This window comes from Arthrobacter sp. 9AX, assembly GCF_902506095.1.
Lineage (GTDB): Bacteria > Actinomycetota > Actinomycetes > Actinomycetales > Micrococcaceae > Arthrobacter.
Genome location: NZ_LR733293.1, coordinates 366274 through 379817, shown reverse-complemented (window position 1 = coordinate 379817; position 13544 = coordinate 366274). Strand labels below are relative to the sequence as shown.

13 protein-coding genes are annotated in these 13544 nt (G+C 67.5%); 5 read left to right on the top strand and 8 right to left on the bottom strand.

Annotated elements, in window-relative coordinates; genetic code table 11:
- Nucleotides 1–170: 170 nt before the first annotated feature.
- Nucleotides 171–662, top strand: coding sequence for a ThuA domain-containing protein (locus tag BACI348_RS20575; RefSeq protein WP_236557350.1), 492 nt, complete (start codon nt 171–173; stop codon nt 660–662).
- Between the two features lie 16 nt (nt 663–678).
- Here BACI348_RS20575 and BACI348_RS01755 read toward each other — a convergent pair whose 3' ends face one another.
- The 6 genes from BACI348_RS01755 to BACI348_RS01730 all read right to left on the bottom strand — a co-directional run bounded on the left by BACI348_RS01755 (nt 679) and on the right by BACI348_RS01730 (nt 6302).
- Nucleotides 679–1620 carry a carbohydrate kinase family protein gene (locus BACI348_RS01755; RefSeq protein WP_159823677.1) on the bottom strand — a complete coding sequence of 314 codons (942 nt, stop codon included), beginning with the start codon at nt 1618–1620 and terminating at the stop codon, nt 679–681.
- A 79-nt stretch (nt 1621–1699) separates the two neighbouring features.
- On the bottom strand, nt 1700–2500 hold the full coding sequence (locus BACI348_RS01750) for an alpha/beta hydrolase (protein ID WP_159823676.1): 801 nt from the start codon (nt 2498–2500) through the stop codon (nt 1700–1702).
- A 26-nt stretch (nt 2501–2526) separates the two neighbouring features.
- The gene (locus BACI348_RS01745) at nt 2527–3495 is read right to left on the bottom strand and encodes a ribokinase (protein ID WP_159823675.1); all 969 of its coding nucleotides are present in this window, start codon (nt 3493–3495) and stop codon (nt 2527–2529) included.
- Nucleotides 3492–4919 carry a uridine transporter UriT gene (uriT, locus tag BACI348_RS01740; protein WP_159823674.1) on the bottom strand — a complete coding sequence of 476 codons (1428 nt, stop codon included), beginning with the start codon at nt 4917–4919 and terminating at the stop codon, nt 3492–3494. The genes BACI348_RS01745 and uriT overlap by 4 nt, the downstream gene beginning before the upstream one ends.
- On the bottom strand, nt 4920–5897 hold the full coding sequence (uriH, locus tag BACI348_RS01735; RefSeq protein WP_442858481.1) for a uridine-preferring nucleoside hydrolase UriH: 978 nt from the start codon (nt 5895–5897) through the stop codon (nt 4920–4922).
- A gap of 189 nt (nt 5898–6086) precedes the next feature.
- Nucleotides 6087–6302, bottom strand: coding sequence for a hypothetical protein (locus BACI348_RS01730; protein WP_159823672.1), 216 nt, complete (start codon nt 6300–6302; stop codon nt 6087–6089).
- A 111-nt stretch (nt 6303–6413) separates the two neighbouring features.
- Here BACI348_RS01730 and BACI348_RS01725 point away from each other — a divergent pair, with 111 nt between their 5' ends.
- From BACI348_RS01725 to BACI348_RS01715, 3 genes are all read left to right on the top strand, one after another.
- Nucleotides 6414–7016 carry a helix-turn-helix domain-containing protein gene (locus BACI348_RS01725; RefSeq protein ID WP_159823671.1) on the top strand — a complete coding sequence of 201 codons (603 nt, stop codon included), beginning with the start codon at nt 6414–6416 and terminating at the stop codon, nt 7014–7016.
- Entirely contained in the window at nt 7013–7912 is a 900-nt protein-coding gene (locus BACI348_RS01720) for an EamA family transporter (protein WP_159823670.1), read from the top strand. Before BACI348_RS01725 ends, BACI348_RS01720 begins: the two co-directional genes overlap by 4 nt.
- A gap of 87 nt (nt 7913–7999) precedes the next feature.
- On the top strand, nt 8000–8989 hold the full coding sequence (locus BACI348_RS01715; protein WP_201298474.1) for a LacI family DNA-binding transcriptional regulator: 990 nt from the start codon (nt 8000–8002) through the stop codon (nt 8987–8989).
- Between the two features lie 42 nt (nt 8990–9031).
- Here the strand turns inward: BACI348_RS01715 and BACI348_RS01710 are convergent, their stop codons facing one another.
- Nucleotides 9032–10495 carry a M1 family metallopeptidase gene (locus BACI348_RS01710; RefSeq protein WP_159823668.1) on the bottom strand — a complete coding sequence of 488 codons (1464 nt, stop codon included), beginning with the start codon at nt 10493–10495 and terminating at the stop codon, nt 9032–9034.
- A gap of 265 nt (nt 10496–10760) precedes the next feature.
- Here BACI348_RS01710 and BACI348_RS01705 point away from each other — a divergent pair, with 265 nt between their 5' ends.
- Nucleotides 10761–11867 carry a GTP pyrophosphokinase gene (locus tag BACI348_RS01705; RefSeq protein WP_159823667.1) on the top strand — a complete coding sequence of 369 codons (1107 nt, stop codon included), beginning with the start codon at nt 10761–10763 and terminating at the stop codon, nt 11865–11867.
- A 10-nt stretch (nt 11868–11877) separates the two neighbouring features.
- Here BACI348_RS01705 and BACI348_RS01700 read toward each other — a convergent pair whose 3' ends face one another.
- Nucleotides 11878–13407, bottom strand: a complete 1530-nt coding sequence (locus BACI348_RS01700) for a carboxylesterase/lipase family protein (protein ID WP_159823666.1) — start codon at nt 13405–13407, stop codon at nt 11878–11880.
- Nucleotides 13408–13544: the final 137 nt, after the last annotated feature.

Below are 13544 nucleotides of genomic sequence, written 5' to 3'. Positions count from 1 at the left end.
GCTTGGAGCTCGATTCTACGTCCGGGCAGTGTCCGGCGCGCGGGCAGTCAGATGCCAATGCTCACCGGGTGGGATGTAACCGGGAAGAGTTCATGCAGCCTGGCACATGACCGTTGGACCACGGACCTGCCGGCAGTTCCGCGCCGAACTCTTCGTCCAGGAGGGATCGGATGGCCTCCCCAACCTTCGAATCGGCGAACGCGGCGCTGTGGACGTGCAGCAGCTGTTTGGCGTCCTCAATCAGCCCGTCCCACTCGTCATCGGCGATGGAGCGAATTTTCTCGCTGAAGGCGGGCGACGGCGACGCGCAGGTCCCGTGCGCACCCTGGCTCCCTACGTTGGTGTGCGCAGCCGCTGCCGGGAAGGAGGGGGCGTGGGCGGAACCCGCGCCGCCGAAGTCGAGGAGGTGGGAAGAGGGCATCGAGGGTCTTCCCGGCATCAACACCCTGCAGCCCCTTGCGTGGATCAACAACTACGGCGAAGGCCGCAGCTTCACCATTACCATCGGGCACGACATCGACACCTTCCGCCGGATCGAGTTCATCCGGATGTTCCCCCGCGGCGTGGAGTGGGCCGCCAGCGGCAAAGTCACAATAGAAGGACCCGACCGGCGCGGTGAGCGCCGCTTCCTGCCGTGGCCTTACTACAACCACGAGGGATAACGCAGGGAAATCCGGCCTAGCTTTCCCCGGAGGAACCGTTCAGTTCGGCACGTGTGGGCGGGTTGGCGCCAGGCCGTGACACGGTAACGGCCGCAGCCTTTGCCGCATGTGCCAGCAGTTCAGCCAGGCCTTCGGCCGGCAGTTCCCGCAGGTCCTTGCGGTTCTGGGCGCCATCGAGGCCGCGGTCCACCAGGCCGGAGAGCAGCGCGGCCATAAAGGAGTCGCCGGCGCCCACGGTGTCCGCCACCTCAACCCGCGGAGCCTCCACCTGCGACTCGCCCGCCCGGGTCACACCCCACGGCCCCTCGGCTCCGCGGGTGACCACCACCATGGCAGGGCCTTCGTTGCCGCCCAGTTCCAGCCACTTGCGCGCCGATTCCAGCACATCCTGCCCCGGGTAGAGCCAGGCGAGGTCCTCGTCGGATGCCTTCACCACGTCCGCCAGCGAGACAAATTTCTCGGTGTGGCGGCGGGCGTAGTCCACGTCCGTGATGATGGTGGGCCGGCAGTTGGGGTCAAAGCTGATGGTGGCGTGCGGGTGGGCGTATTCGACGGCGGCAAGCACGTCGGTGGCACCGGGCGCCAGCATCGTGGCAATGGATCCGGTGTGCAGCAGGGTGGTGCCCTGCAGCATAAAGGCCAGCCGGTCGGCGATGCCGGGAAGCTCCCAGGCGAGGTCGAATGTGTAGGTGGCGGCGCCGTCGTCGTCGATCAGCGCGGTGGCCACGCTGGTGGGCAGGTCATCCGGCCCCAGCGGCAGCATCACGGAGCTGGCGCGCAGGTGCGCCGCCACGGAATCGCCGTACGCGTCCCGCCCGTAGCGGCCGATGAACTGCACGGGGTGGTCGAGGCGGGCCAGGCCCACCGCGACGTTCAGCGGGCTGCCGCCCACGTGGGCTTCGATTCCGGAGGCGCGCTGGACAACGTCGACGAGGCCTTCGCCAATAACTGTGAGCATGCTCATACTCTGCCAGAGGAGCGGCTGACCAGCACGTTGCTAAGCACCATGACGCCTTGCCGGCCAGATGGGACTCGCCTTAGGCCAGCAGTTCCCGGACCAGTTCCCGGCACTTTGCGTATGCTTCCGCGCCGGGATCGATCAGCGCAAAGTGGTCCCCGGGCACCAGGACCAACCAGGCGGGCTTGGAACCGGACCGGCTTGCGTCCACGTACGACGTGGACATGGCCGGCGGCACGTCCTCGTCTTCCGTTGCGTGGACGGCGAAGACGGGAAGGTCGAGGGGCAGCGCGGCCATCGGGTCCGCGTACCGGTGCCTGCCGGGAAATTCCGACGACGGCCCGCCCAGCAGGTTGGCCACCGCACCGTTGCTGAGGTTGAGCCTTTCAGCGGCCGCCAGGTCCAGGACGCCGGACTGGCTGACCACGCCGGTGAGCCGGACGCCGGCCTCCCTGGCGCCGACCTCGCGTTGCTCCGCGGCCAGTCCCAGTTGGCCCAGGCGGTCCCGGCCCGCCGCCCACACCGCGAGGTGCCCGCCTGCGGAGTGGCCCAGTGCCGCCACTTTGGCCAGGTTGAGGGAGTGGCGCTCGGCGAGCCCGGCCAGTTTGTCGATCCCGGCCAGGATGTCCACGAAAGTGTGGGGCCAGCCACCGCCGTTTCCCGCGCGGCGGTACTCCAGGTTCCAGGCCGCCATCCCGCGGGCCGCCAGGTCTGCTGCCAGCGGCTCCCCCAGTTCGGCCCCGTACTGCTGGCGCCAGTAGCCGCCGTGAATCACCACCACCACGCCGCGGTGGGTGCCGCCATCGGGCAGTTCCGGGAGGAACAGCTCACCCCACTGGCTGGGGTCATCACCGTAGCTGTACTTGTGCCGTTCAACCATGTGCCGAGCGTACAGGGGCCGGTGGGCTACACCCTGCCCAGCCGCCGCACGTCCGCCGCTTCCGGGTACGCCGCCTGCGTCCCCTTGCGGGTGGTTGCCAAAGCAGCGGCAACGGAGGCAAACGCGGCAGCATCGGCGAGGGCATCCCCCGCCGCAAGCCGGACGGCCACGGCACCGGTGAAGGCGTCGCCTGCCCCGGTGGTGTCCACGGCATCAACCTTGGTGGGCTGCACATAAACCACCTGGGAAGCCGCGGGAGCCAACGAATCCAGCACCACCGAACCGTGCGAACCGAGCGTCACCAGGACCTGCCGGATCCCCCGCTCAGCGAACCTTCTCCGCACCTTGTCCCAGTCCGCACCCGGGGAATCAGGGCCGGGAACGGCGGCACCGTCACCCAGGAACAGTGCAGCCTCATGCGCGTTGACCAGCAGGACATCGGTGAGGGCCGACAGTTCCTCGGGCACCTCCCCGTACGGCGAGAGGTTCAACAAAACTGTGGCGCCGGCGTCGTGCCCTGCCCGGGCAGCGGCGAGCACCGTTTCCATGCTGACCTCCAGGCACAGGCACACCACGGAGGCGCCCTCCAGCACGTCGGCAGCCTGGGCCACGTCAGCGGGAGACAGGGTGCCGTTGGCTCCGGCGGAGATGATGATGTTGTTCTCGCCGCGGGCGTCCACGGCGATGACCGCAACTCCTGTGGGCTCGGACGATGTCCGCACATGCCCCACACCCACCCCTGCACGCGCCGCCGAGGACAGGAGCATGTCGCCGTTGGGGTCCTCGCCCACCGCGCCCACCAGGCTGACCCTCCCGCCGAGCCGGCTGGCGGCCACGGCCTGGTTGGCGCTCTTGCCGCCCGGGTTCACGGCGAAGCCGTTGCCGTGCACCGTCTCGCCGGGCAGCGGGAGGCGCTCGCAGTAGATGGTCAGATCGGCATTCAGTGAACCGACGACGACGATGCTGCCTTTGGTCCCGGGCGCTGCCTCGCTCATTCCGCCACCTCGGCTTCCACCGGCTTGGGGATCAGCAGCGAGGCGGCGAAGGCAGCCACCGTGAGTGCCAGGCCCACCACCACAACGGTCAGGCAGGACGCCTGCGCATCCCCGAGGGCCGGCGTTGCCACCAGTACAGCGGGCAGCACCAGGAAGCTGAGCCCGGCGCCGAGGTTGAAGGCGCCGGCGTTCACGCCGGGAAGGAAGCCGGGATTCCCGGCGGGCGAGAGGACAACACCGAGTCCGTTGAGCATGATGTTGACCGTACCGGCGTACATGATGCCCAGCAACACGGTGCCGGCAATCATCAGGGGCAGGCTGTTCAGGCCGAAGAACGCGATGATGGCCAGCGCCGCGATGCTGCCCACGAGCCCGATGCGCAGAACCTTGGTGTAGCCCAGCACGGGCGCGAGCTTCCCGCTGAGCGGCCCCACGATCCAGCCCAGCAGCGCATACGGCGTGAGGATGATCAGCGACATCTCGGTGGGGCCGAGGCCAAAGCCGGGATCGGCAGCCTGGACGTATGCCGGGACGATGCCGTTGATGACGGCGAAGATGCCGGTCATGGTCAAGGTGGTGGTCAGCAGCGGCGCCCAGGTGGAGCGCTGGCGCAGATGCATGGTTTCCACCATCGGCTGGCCGGACCGCTTTTCCACCGTCCAGAAGGCATAAAACGCGGCTGCGGACACCAGGACCAGCGCAAGACTAAGCATCAGGGTGCCGGACGAGAAGGCGCCCACCAGCTTGGCTCCTTCGTTCAAAGCGGTGAGCAGCGCGCCCACGGCCACCACGATGAAGAACACGCCCAGCCAGTCCATCCGGGTACCGGCCGCCGGCTTGCTTTCGCCGGCCAGGAAGGCGATGAGGGCAGTGGCTGCCAGGGCCAGCACCACCATGAGCCAGAAGATGCTGCGGAAGCCGAAGTGCTCGGCGAAGTAGCCGCCCACGAAGGAGTCCACGCCGGCCACGCCGCCGTTAACAGCGGTGATGAGGCCCATCAGCGTGCCGTACTTGCGCGGGTTGCTCACCGCGGAGCGCAGCATGATCAGGCAGAGCGGAACGGTGGGGCCGCTGACGCCCTGGATGATGCGGCCCACGAACAGCCAAGTGACGTCCGGGGCGAGGGCGGCGATAACCGAACCGGCGGCCATCAGCAGCATCATGCCCACCAATACCTTCTTGCGGCCCACAATGTCGCTCAGGCGAGGCAGGAACAGCGAGAACAGGGCGGCCGCGGTGAAGAACCAGGTCTGCGACAGACCGATCACCGCCTGATCCGTGTTGAGCTCCTCGCCCATGGTCACCAGGGCAGGGCTAAGCATGGACGCATTGAGCTGGAAGGCAACGCACGCTGCCAGCAGGGCGACCATCAGGGCGGTGACGTTGCCCCGACTTGTTTTTACTTCAGTAAGGGTGGCAGTCATTTACTTGACCCCTCCCGGCTCGCCGATGCGGACCAGTGCGTCCGTGACGAGGTTCCAGAACCTCTCGTGGTCCAGGTCTACGGCCACGCTGGTGCGGCAGTCCGCCGGGGCGGGCGCACGGAAGTCAGCCACCGTCATGCCGAGCGTGAGGGTGCCCTGCAGCTCGATGTTGACCGGCACTTTCCGGGTGCTGACGATGCTGGGGTCGATCACGTACGCGACGGCGCACGGATCGTGGACGGGCGGGTGGTCGAAGCCCTGGGCGTCCTTGTACGTGTGGGCGAAGAAGTCCATCAGCTCGGTGACGAACGTCGCCGGCCTGGTGCCGATGGCGGCTATCTTTTCCACCACGTCAGGAGTGGCGAGTGCCTGGTGGGTGAGGTCCAGACCCACCATCACCACCGGCCACTTCTCGTTGAAGACGATGTGCGCGGCTTCGGGGTCGATGATGATGTTGAACTCGGCCACGGCGCTCCAGTTGCCCACGTGGTAGCCGCCGCCCATGAGGACAACTTCCTTCACGCGTTCCACAATGCGGGGTTCTTTACGGGCTGCCAGGGCGATGTTGGTCAGGCCGGCGGTGGGCACCAGGGTGACGGTGCCGGGTTCGTGGGCCATGACGGTATCGATGATGAGGTCGACGGCGTGGCGCGGGTCCAGCCCGATGGTCGACTGGGGCAGGGCGGGGCCGTCCATGCCGGACTCGCCGTGGATGTCCGGGGCGGTTTCAATGCTGCGGACCAGCGGGCGGTCGCAGCCGGCGGCGAAGGGAACGCCGGTGATGCCGGCGATGGTGCCGACGGCAAGGGCGTTGCGGGTGACTTTTTCGAGGGTCTGGTTGCCCACCACGGTGGTGACGGCCAGCAGTTCGATGTCCGGATTGCCGTGCGCGAGCAGCAACGCCACAGCGTCGTCATGCCCGGGGTCGCAGTCAAGAATGATTTTCTTGCGGTCAGGGGTTCGGGGATGGGGTTCCACGATGATCTCCACGTCATTGGGGCCCGCACCTGTGCAAGGGGCAGCAGGGAGGGGAGCGAAAGCGTTCAGGAGAGATCATGGCAACATTGCGCACGTCACGTCAAACGCTTGACGTTGCTGCAGGTCAAGCGCTTGACGCCAGCGGGTGCTTGCCGTTCGTCGTTTTTTAACTTGTGTGCCGTCGAGCCGCTAAGGCTGACCGGCGATCGGCTGGACGGCTTCTTTTTCAGTCGCGGCTTCGGGGTGCTCGCCCTTATGCCGGGCCTCCTGGAGATGGTGCTCCAGCTTCTCTTCCGCGTCCCGCCGGCGCTGTCCGACGGTCCTCATCTGCTGGGTACTGGGTGCTGCGTGGGCATGCTGGTGCGGACCAAGGTCCCGCGGGTTCCCCTGGCTTGTGTCGCTCATAAGGGCATCGTCCCACTGGAAACCCTCTTCAGGAAGGCCTGGGCCACCCCTCTTTTCAGCGGGAATCACGCTCGCTCCCGTAATGCACTTCCAGTGCAGTATGATGCACTAATGGATAAGAGCACATCAGCCCTGGCCGCTGCGATCGGTGGCCGGGTCCGGCAGGAACGGCAGGCGCGGGGCTGGACCCTGGACCAGCTGGCAGACGCCGCGGGAGTCAGCCGCCGCATGGTGGTCAACGTGGAGCAAGGTGCCGCCAATCCCAGCGTGGGCACCTTGCTTCGCATCAGCGACGCGCTGGGCATCGGCCTGCCCGCGCTGGTTGATTCGCCGCGGCCCAAGCCCGTGTCTGTCACGCGAAGCGGAGAGGGCGCGGCCCTGTGGAGTTCCGCTGCGGGCGGCCGCGGTGTGCTGGTGGCCGGCACAGGGTCACCGGACGTGGTGGAGCTCTGGGACTGGACGCTGGCGTCCGGCGACGAGCATAAAAGTGAGGCCCACGCGGCGGGAACCAAGGAACTGCTTCAGGTCCGCCAGGGATCGCTCACGGTAGTGGTTGCCGACGAGGCTTTTGCCCTCGAGGCAGGCGACGCCCTGTCCTTCCCGGGGGACGTTGAGCACTCATATTCCAACGCCGGCCCAGAGCCGGCGGCCTTCGCCTTGGCCGTCTTCGAACCGGGCGTCGGTTCGGGCCACCATAAAGAGGAGCTGTCATGACCACGGCAAACGCGTTCAACGTCCCGGTCCCGCCGTGGGGCCTGGCGGTCACGGCGATCCTGTCCGTCCAGCTGGGCTCGGCCCTGTCCGTAAATATGATCGAAACCGTCGGCCCGGCGGGAACGGCATGGCTGCGGCTCAGCATGGGCGCCATCATCCTCCTGGTCATTGGCCGACCCCCGCTGCGATCCATCCGCCGCCAGGACGTGCTGCCGCTGTTGGGCCTCGGGATCACCACCGGCGTGATGACCGTCGGGTTCCTCGCCGCCGTGGAACACATCCATCTGGGCACCGCCGTTGCCATCGAGTTCCTTGGGCCGCTGACCGTGGCAGCCATTCGCAGCCACAACAGGAGGGCCCTCGCCTGGCCCGCTTTGGCGCTGGTGGGCGTCGTGCTGCTGACCCAACCCTGGCAGGGCGACTTCAACCTGGTGGGGGTGGCCTGGGCCGCTCTGGCCGCTGTCGGCTGGGGCGTCTACATCCTGCTCACTCAACGGATCGGCGACAGGTTCAGCGGCATCGGTGCGCTGACACTGACGGTGCCGGTTGCAGCGGTGGCGGCCGCCGTCGTCGGAATTCCGCAGGCTGCAGGCCACCTCAGCCTGGAGATCCTGGCGGCCGCGGCCGGACTGGCCATCCTGCTGCCCGTGCTGCCGTTCGCGCTGGAAATGCTCGCGCTGCGCCGGATGACGCCCTCGGCGTTCGGAACGCTGATGGCCCTCGAACCCGCCGTCGGCGTCCTGCTCGGCCTGCTTATCCTGCACCAGCAGCCCTCAGCCATCCAGGTTTTGGGGATAGTCCTGGTGGTCCTCGCCGGCGCCGCCGCGCAGCGCGGCGGCAAGCGCCCGGCCAAGAAGCACCAGGGCAGCCCGGCGGACCTGGACTTCGTGGGCTGAAGCGCGCGCCGCGCCCATTACGATCGACGTATGGAATCCGCGCAACAGTTGCAGCAGCCCGCGCGTTCGCGGCGGATCACCGCGGCAATGGTGGCCGCCCGGGCCGGCGTCTCCACCGCGACTGTCTCGCTGGTGGCCAACGGCAAGACGGCCGGGCGGGTCTCTGAGGACAACATTTCCCGGGTGCGCGAAGCCATCGCCGAACTGGGCTACGTGGTGGACGGGATCGGCAGTTCGCTGGCCAAAGGCGTCAGCTCGATCGTGATCCTGGTGGCACCGGACATCTCCAACCCCTTCTTCGCGAAGGTCATCGCCGGAGTGCGGGAGTCGCTGGGCCCGGAGTACCAGCTGCTGCTGTCCGTCACCGAGGCGGGCGAGTTTCCGGAGGCCGACGACGTCCGGCGGCTGATGTCCCTGCGCCCCGCCGGGCTCCTGGTGGACGCACCCAGTGCGGGCTTCCTCGAGGACCTCGCGTCGCCGTCGCCCCTGGTGCTGCTGGACGCGCCCGGGCTGGAGTCCTACGCCCCGGCGGTGAACCTGGACGTGGCAAGCGGTGCGCGCCAACTTGCCGCGCACCTGGCCGAGGCCGGGCACCGGGAGGTGGCGTACGTGGACAGTGTCACCGGCACCGAAACCTTTGCCCTCCGCCGCCAGGCCTTCCTGGCCGAGGCCGACGCCCGCGGCATCACGGTGGGTGCGGACCGCGTCATCAGTACCACCATCGACGTCGGCACCGCGGCTTCCGCGTTCGCCGCCGCCTGGCCGGCGTGGCAGCGCGCGGGGGTGACCGCAGTGGTCTGCGGTACGGATACGCACGCCTACGGCGTGCTGCAGGAGGCACGCGTGGCGGGCGTGCAGATTCCGGCGGAACTGGCGGTGGCCGGCTTCGACGACCTCCCCTATTCGGCTACGAGCAATCCGGGGCTTACCAGCGTCCACCTGCCCGCCACTCCCCTGGGCCTGAAAGCCGGGGAGCAGCTGCGCCGCCTCATGGAGGGGAAGGCGCTGGAACAGAACGAGGTCACCCTGGAAAGCTCACTCGTGGTGCGCGGCTCCACAGCTGCCGCGGAAGGCTGAAGGCTCCCGGCGCCGTCGTACTGTACGTCTTACGGCATGTCGTTACGGCATCGCTGGCCGGTCACCCTCCCTCAGCCAGTCATTGAAGAACGCGCCGAGCTCCTGGCCCGAGGCTTCCTCCATCACGGCCTGGAAGTGTTCCGTTGTGGCCGAGGAACCGTCAAACCGGTCCAGCCATTCCCGTGCGCCCTCAAGGAACGCGTCGTCCCCCACCTTCGCGCGCAATGCGTAGAGGGCTGCAGCACCGCGGAGGTAGACCTGCCCCGCAAACAGGTTGTCCCGTCCTGGGTCGGCGATGTTCAGCGCCCAGCGGTTGTTCGCATCCAGCAGCGTCACCGCATCCGTGAATTGCCGGGCCGCGGTTGCTGTTCCCCGGTGCTCGGCCCACAACCACTCGATGTAGGTGGCCCAGCCCTCGTTGAGCCAGATGTCCTGCCAGTCCGCCGGGCTCACAGCGTTTCCGAACCATTGGTGACCCAGTTCGTGCACCACGGTGCCTTCGCTCGCGGCCCCCGAGTAGACCGGCCGCGTCTGTGTCTCCAGCGCGTAGTCAACGCTGTCGTCGTCAACGGTTGCGCCGAAGGCCTCGAACGGATAACGGCCAAAGCGGTCCTCAAGGAATGCGACCATTTGGGGCTGCAGTGCGAGGGACGCACTGGTCTGCGTCAGTGCCTGGCCTGCCACGTCCGCGTCGATGGCGTTGATGATGGGGAGCCCGCCGGGACCTTCGTCGTAGGACAGCGCGAAGTTGCCGATGCCCGCCGTCGAAAGGTAGCTGGCCATGGGATCCGACGCTTCCCAGCTCCACGTGGTCCAGCCGTCCTTGGTCTGGGGGCGTCCGTCGGGCAGGCCGTTGGCAACGGCGGTTTTGCCTTCCGGTACCGTGACGGCAAAGGTGTAGGTGGCCTTGTCTTCCGGGTCGTCGTTGACCGGGTACCAGGTGGCGGCGCCGTCGGGCTCGTTGACCACTATCGCGCCGTCTGCGGTGGTGACCCACCCGTAGAGCGCCCCGGTGGTATCGACGGGCCGTCCGGTATTGCCGCCGTACTCGATCTGGATGGTTGCCTCCCGGCCTGCCTTCAGCTTGGGCTTCGGGCTGATGGTCACTTCCCACACCCGGTTGGCGTCGTCCTGCGTTTGGGTCCAGCCCGTGTCTTTGCCGTCCACCCTGACTGCGGTGACAGCGAGGCCGCGCAGGTCGAAGTTGAGGGCTTCGAGCTCCTCTTCTGCGCGCAGGGTGATGGTTGCCGCGGCGCTGAGTTTTCCTGCCAGCACACTGGGGTCCGACGGCGGGGTGTACCGGAGGTCGAGGCCGTAGTGGAGGACGTCGTACCCGCCGTTGCCGGCGTTGGGGAAGTACGGATCGCCGCTGCCTGCCGCGCCGGCTGCGAAACGGGTCTCCGTACTCCGGCTGGTGGCCTGCGACGGGGTGCCGATCCCGGCAACCCCTGCCGTCACCAGCATCACGGCCGTGGCGCGCCGGAAATTGCTCATCAAATTGGTCATGGTTGTGGTCCTGGGCTGGGCAGAAGTCGGGCGGTGTCTCGCTCTCGGATCTGCACGGGCAAGCAGATGAGTGCCTTCGCGGCGACGAGACCAACCCCAGCGGCTTCAGGTGCCGCTCCCCCAACAGTTGGGTAGAAATGTAGGCCCCGCCGTGGATCATGTCAACGCTTCGCGCTGAACTTGCCCGCTGCCCGGCCCGGCGGACATTGGAACGGCGGCTTCGCGCCGCCGTCGTTCTGTCAGTGGCCGGCCGTAAGCTGGAATTATGCCAAGTAACTGGGAGAGCCTGGACGCGGACCTGCGCGAGTCCGTGCAGCGGAACGTGGAGATTTACGAGCGCGTCCGGCCTGCCCTGAAGCTCGTCACACGCGATGTCCTGCTGCTGATGCGGGACATGCTGAAGGACAGCGAGGTCACACCGCTGTTCGTCACCGGCCGGACCAAAACGGTGGAGTCGTTCAGGGAGAAGATCTCCCGGACGGAGGAGCCGCTGGAGCCTGGCGGGCCCCGGGTGCTGAAGTTCCCGGACCCGTTCCGCACACTGAATGACATGGTGGGCATCCGCGTCATCACCAAGCTGCCGGCCGAGAACGCCGCGGTGGCCAACATCATCAAGCGCCAGCGCCAGCTCTTCGATTGCCGCGGGGACCGTGAAAAGGACATCGGCTCCATCGAGTCGGGCACCTACGGCTATTCGAGCCGGCACCTGATCCTGCGGACCATCCAGAACGAGGCTGTCAAGGAGTACCAGCAGGTCTTCAACCCGGACGCCCAGCCCAACGGCAGCTACTTCTTCGAATGCCAGATCCGTACGATTTTCGCGCACGCGTGGAGCGAGATCGAGCACGATATCCGGTTCAAGGCCGAGGACCCACGGGCCTGGACGCCGCACTTCGACCGGCAGTTCACGGCCACTGCGGCGATGTTGGAAACGGTCGAAACGGCCTTCGCCGACCTGCATGAGCGGTACGAGGAAGTGCGCAGTTTCTGGGATACCGAGGGCGAAGGCGCCGCACCGCTGACGCCCAACCGCATCCGGGACGTCTGGCGCACCCTCCTCCCGCACGTGGACCGTAAGGTGGACGACGATTGGGGCTGGGCCGCGGAGCTCCTCGCCGCCCACGGACTCAACCAGACCATGGCTCTGGCCGGGCTGCTGAGCGCCAACCGGATCACCGAGGTGCGCAAAGCCCTGGACCACCGCTACTCGCCCGGCCCGGACCGGCTCCTCGATGACCTGCTGCTCTGGCAGTACGGCACCAAGCACATCGACCTCACCGCCGAACCGGCCGACGCCGTCCCCCACCCCCGGCGCGACAGCCTCCTGCGGCGGTTGAAGCAGATCGAACGGTACCGGCTGACGAAGAAGTAGGGGACCTGAGCTACCCCGCCCAGAACTGGCGCAGCTCCGTGCGGGGATCATCCTCCACCCGCGGCTCCTCATCAAGAATCAGTGTGCGTCGGCTCTGTCCGTACTCGGGCCACTCCTGCAGGCCCGGTCCAGCCGGCATGCCGGTGCGCGCGAAAGCGGCCCAGGAAGTACTCATCATGTCGCTGAGGCCCTGCGGTGCGGTTCCGCGGGTGAGGAACTCCGCTTCCGGCGAGACCAACCGCCGGAACACGAAGGGGATGTCCAGCGCGTGGCACGCGCCGAGCCTGCCGCCCATGGCGGGGCTCCGCCACGTGAAAAGGTACGCGAAATTCTTCCCGGCGGAGCCCTGCCGGGCGTCCAGGAGGCGGTTGCTGGGTTGCCTGTACACACCATCGGAGATAGCGGCTTCGAGCAGCTGCTTGCCGCCGGGCCCGGCACCCGCGGCAGCTGCGAGCGCCTGCGTGTACTCGGCCTCCCGTCCGGAAGCGCCGAACTCAGCCAGCACTGCCGCAACACGCTCTGCGTGCGGCGGCTGCGCCGGACTCTTCGGCCGCATCTCCACCGCGAAGGACCCCTCGTTCAGGTTCGTCCCGATCAGCAGGTCCACTCCTGAATTAAGGCCATTCCGCACCGCATCCAGCGGCGGCACCGGAAGCGACGGCGTTCCCACGGTGGGCTGGAACGGCAACGCCACCGCAAATGTGTCAGCGCCACACCGCTGCACCAGCTTCTCCTGGGCCTCGAGCAGCCGCTCCACCGGAAGGGTCAGCACATCCGCGGCCTGGGCGGCATCCAGTCCACACTGCGAGAGGAACTCCCGGCTGATCCGGGACGAGCAGTCCGCCGTCCGGAACCTCTCCGCTGTCCCGCTCTGCATGATCGCCCGCCGGAACAAGCCCTGCGCCGCACGCATCCCCAGCAACGTCCCCACCGCCGCAGCCCCAGCCGACTCACCAAAGACCGTCACGTTCCCCGAGTCGCCGCCAAACGCACCGATGTTCCGCTGAACCCAGCGCAGCGCCTCGACCACATCCAGCAGCGCCACGTTCGATGACTCCGCGTACTCCGGCCCCAGCAACTCCTCAAGGTGCAAAAAGCCAAGGGCGCCGAGCCGGTAATTGACCGTCACTACAACGGTGCCGGTGGCAGCCGCGAGATTGCCGCCGTCGTACATTCCGTCACTGTTGGCGCCGGACACATACGCGCCGCCGTGGATCCAGACCATCACGGGCGACCCCGAACCGCCCGCAGCAGGCGTCCAGACGTTCAGGTTCAGGCAACCGCTTTCACTCCACGTCCGCGGCTTCCGGCCAGGCGGGGCAGGAACCTCGGGGTTCTGCGGCGCCGCCGGCCCTGGCAGGGTACAGTCGCGCACCCCCGTCCACGGCGGGACGGGAACCGGCGGGCGGAAACGGCCGGAGCCGGCCGGCGACCCTGCATAGGGAATCCCCAGGAAGCGGCTGACCTCGCGCGCTTCAGCCGCGAATGAAGTGCCGCGGATGCTGCCTTCGGCAAGGTTGACAGTGGAGGAAAGGCTCATGCCGGCAAAGACTCCTGGGTGACTTAGGTCCAACTGCCAGCATCCCAGCTCCGCCGGTACCAGCACAGTTGGCTTTCAACCATTGAAATTTCGGCTCGTGGCTGCGGCGGGCACCGGCAATGATGGAGGTCACATTC

Excerpts from the sequence above, each read along its gene's own strand:
- BACI348_RS01745 (WP_159823675.1), bottom strand. The coding sequence starts at position 3,495 with ATGAGCGAGGCAGCGCCCGGGACCAAAGGCAGCATCGTCGTCGTCGGT.
- BACI348_RS01750 (WP_159823676.1), bottom strand. The coding sequence starts at position 2,500 with ATGGTTGAACGGCACAAGTACAGCTACGGTGATGACCCCAGCCAGTGG.
- BACI348_RS01730 (WP_159823672.1), bottom strand. The coding sequence starts at position 6,302 with ATGAGCGACACAAGCCAGGGGAACCCGCGGGACCTTGGTCCGCACCAG.
- uriT (WP_159823674.1), bottom strand. The coding sequence starts at position 4,919 with ATGACTGCCACCCTTACTGAAGTAAAAACAAGTCGGGGCAACGTCACC.
- BACI348_RS01715 (WP_201298474.1), top strand. The coding sequence starts at position 8,000 with ATGGTGGCCGCCCGGGCCGGCGTCTCCACCGCGACTGTCTCGCTGGTG.
- BACI348_RS01710 (WP_159823668.1), bottom strand. The coding sequence starts at position 10,495 with ATGACCAATTTGATGAGCAATTTCCGGCGCGCCACGGCCGTGATGCTG.
- BACI348_RS01725 (WP_159823671.1), top strand. The coding sequence starts at position 6,414 with ATGGATAAGAGCACATCAGCCCTGGCCGCTGCGATCGGTGGCCGGGTC.
- BACI348_RS01700 (WP_159823666.1), bottom strand. The coding sequence starts at position 13,407 with ATGAGCCTTTCCTCCACTGTCAACCTTGCCGAAGGCAGCATCCGCGGC.
- BACI348_RS20575 (WP_236557350.1), top strand. The coding sequence starts at position 171 with ATGGCCTCCCCAACCTTCGAATCGGCGAACGCGGCGCTGTGGACGTGC.
- BACI348_RS01705 (WP_159823667.1), top strand. The coding sequence starts at position 10,761 with ATGCCAAGTAACTGGGAGAGCCTGGACGCGGACCTGCGCGAGTCCGTG.
- BACI348_RS01755 (WP_159823677.1), bottom strand. The coding sequence starts at position 1,620 with ATGCTCACAGTTATTGGCGAAGGCCTCGTCGACGTTGTCCAGCGCGCC.
- BACI348_RS01720 (WP_159823670.1), top strand. The coding sequence starts at position 7,013 with ATGACCACGGCAAACGCGTTCAACGTCCCGGTCCCGCCGTGGGGCCTG.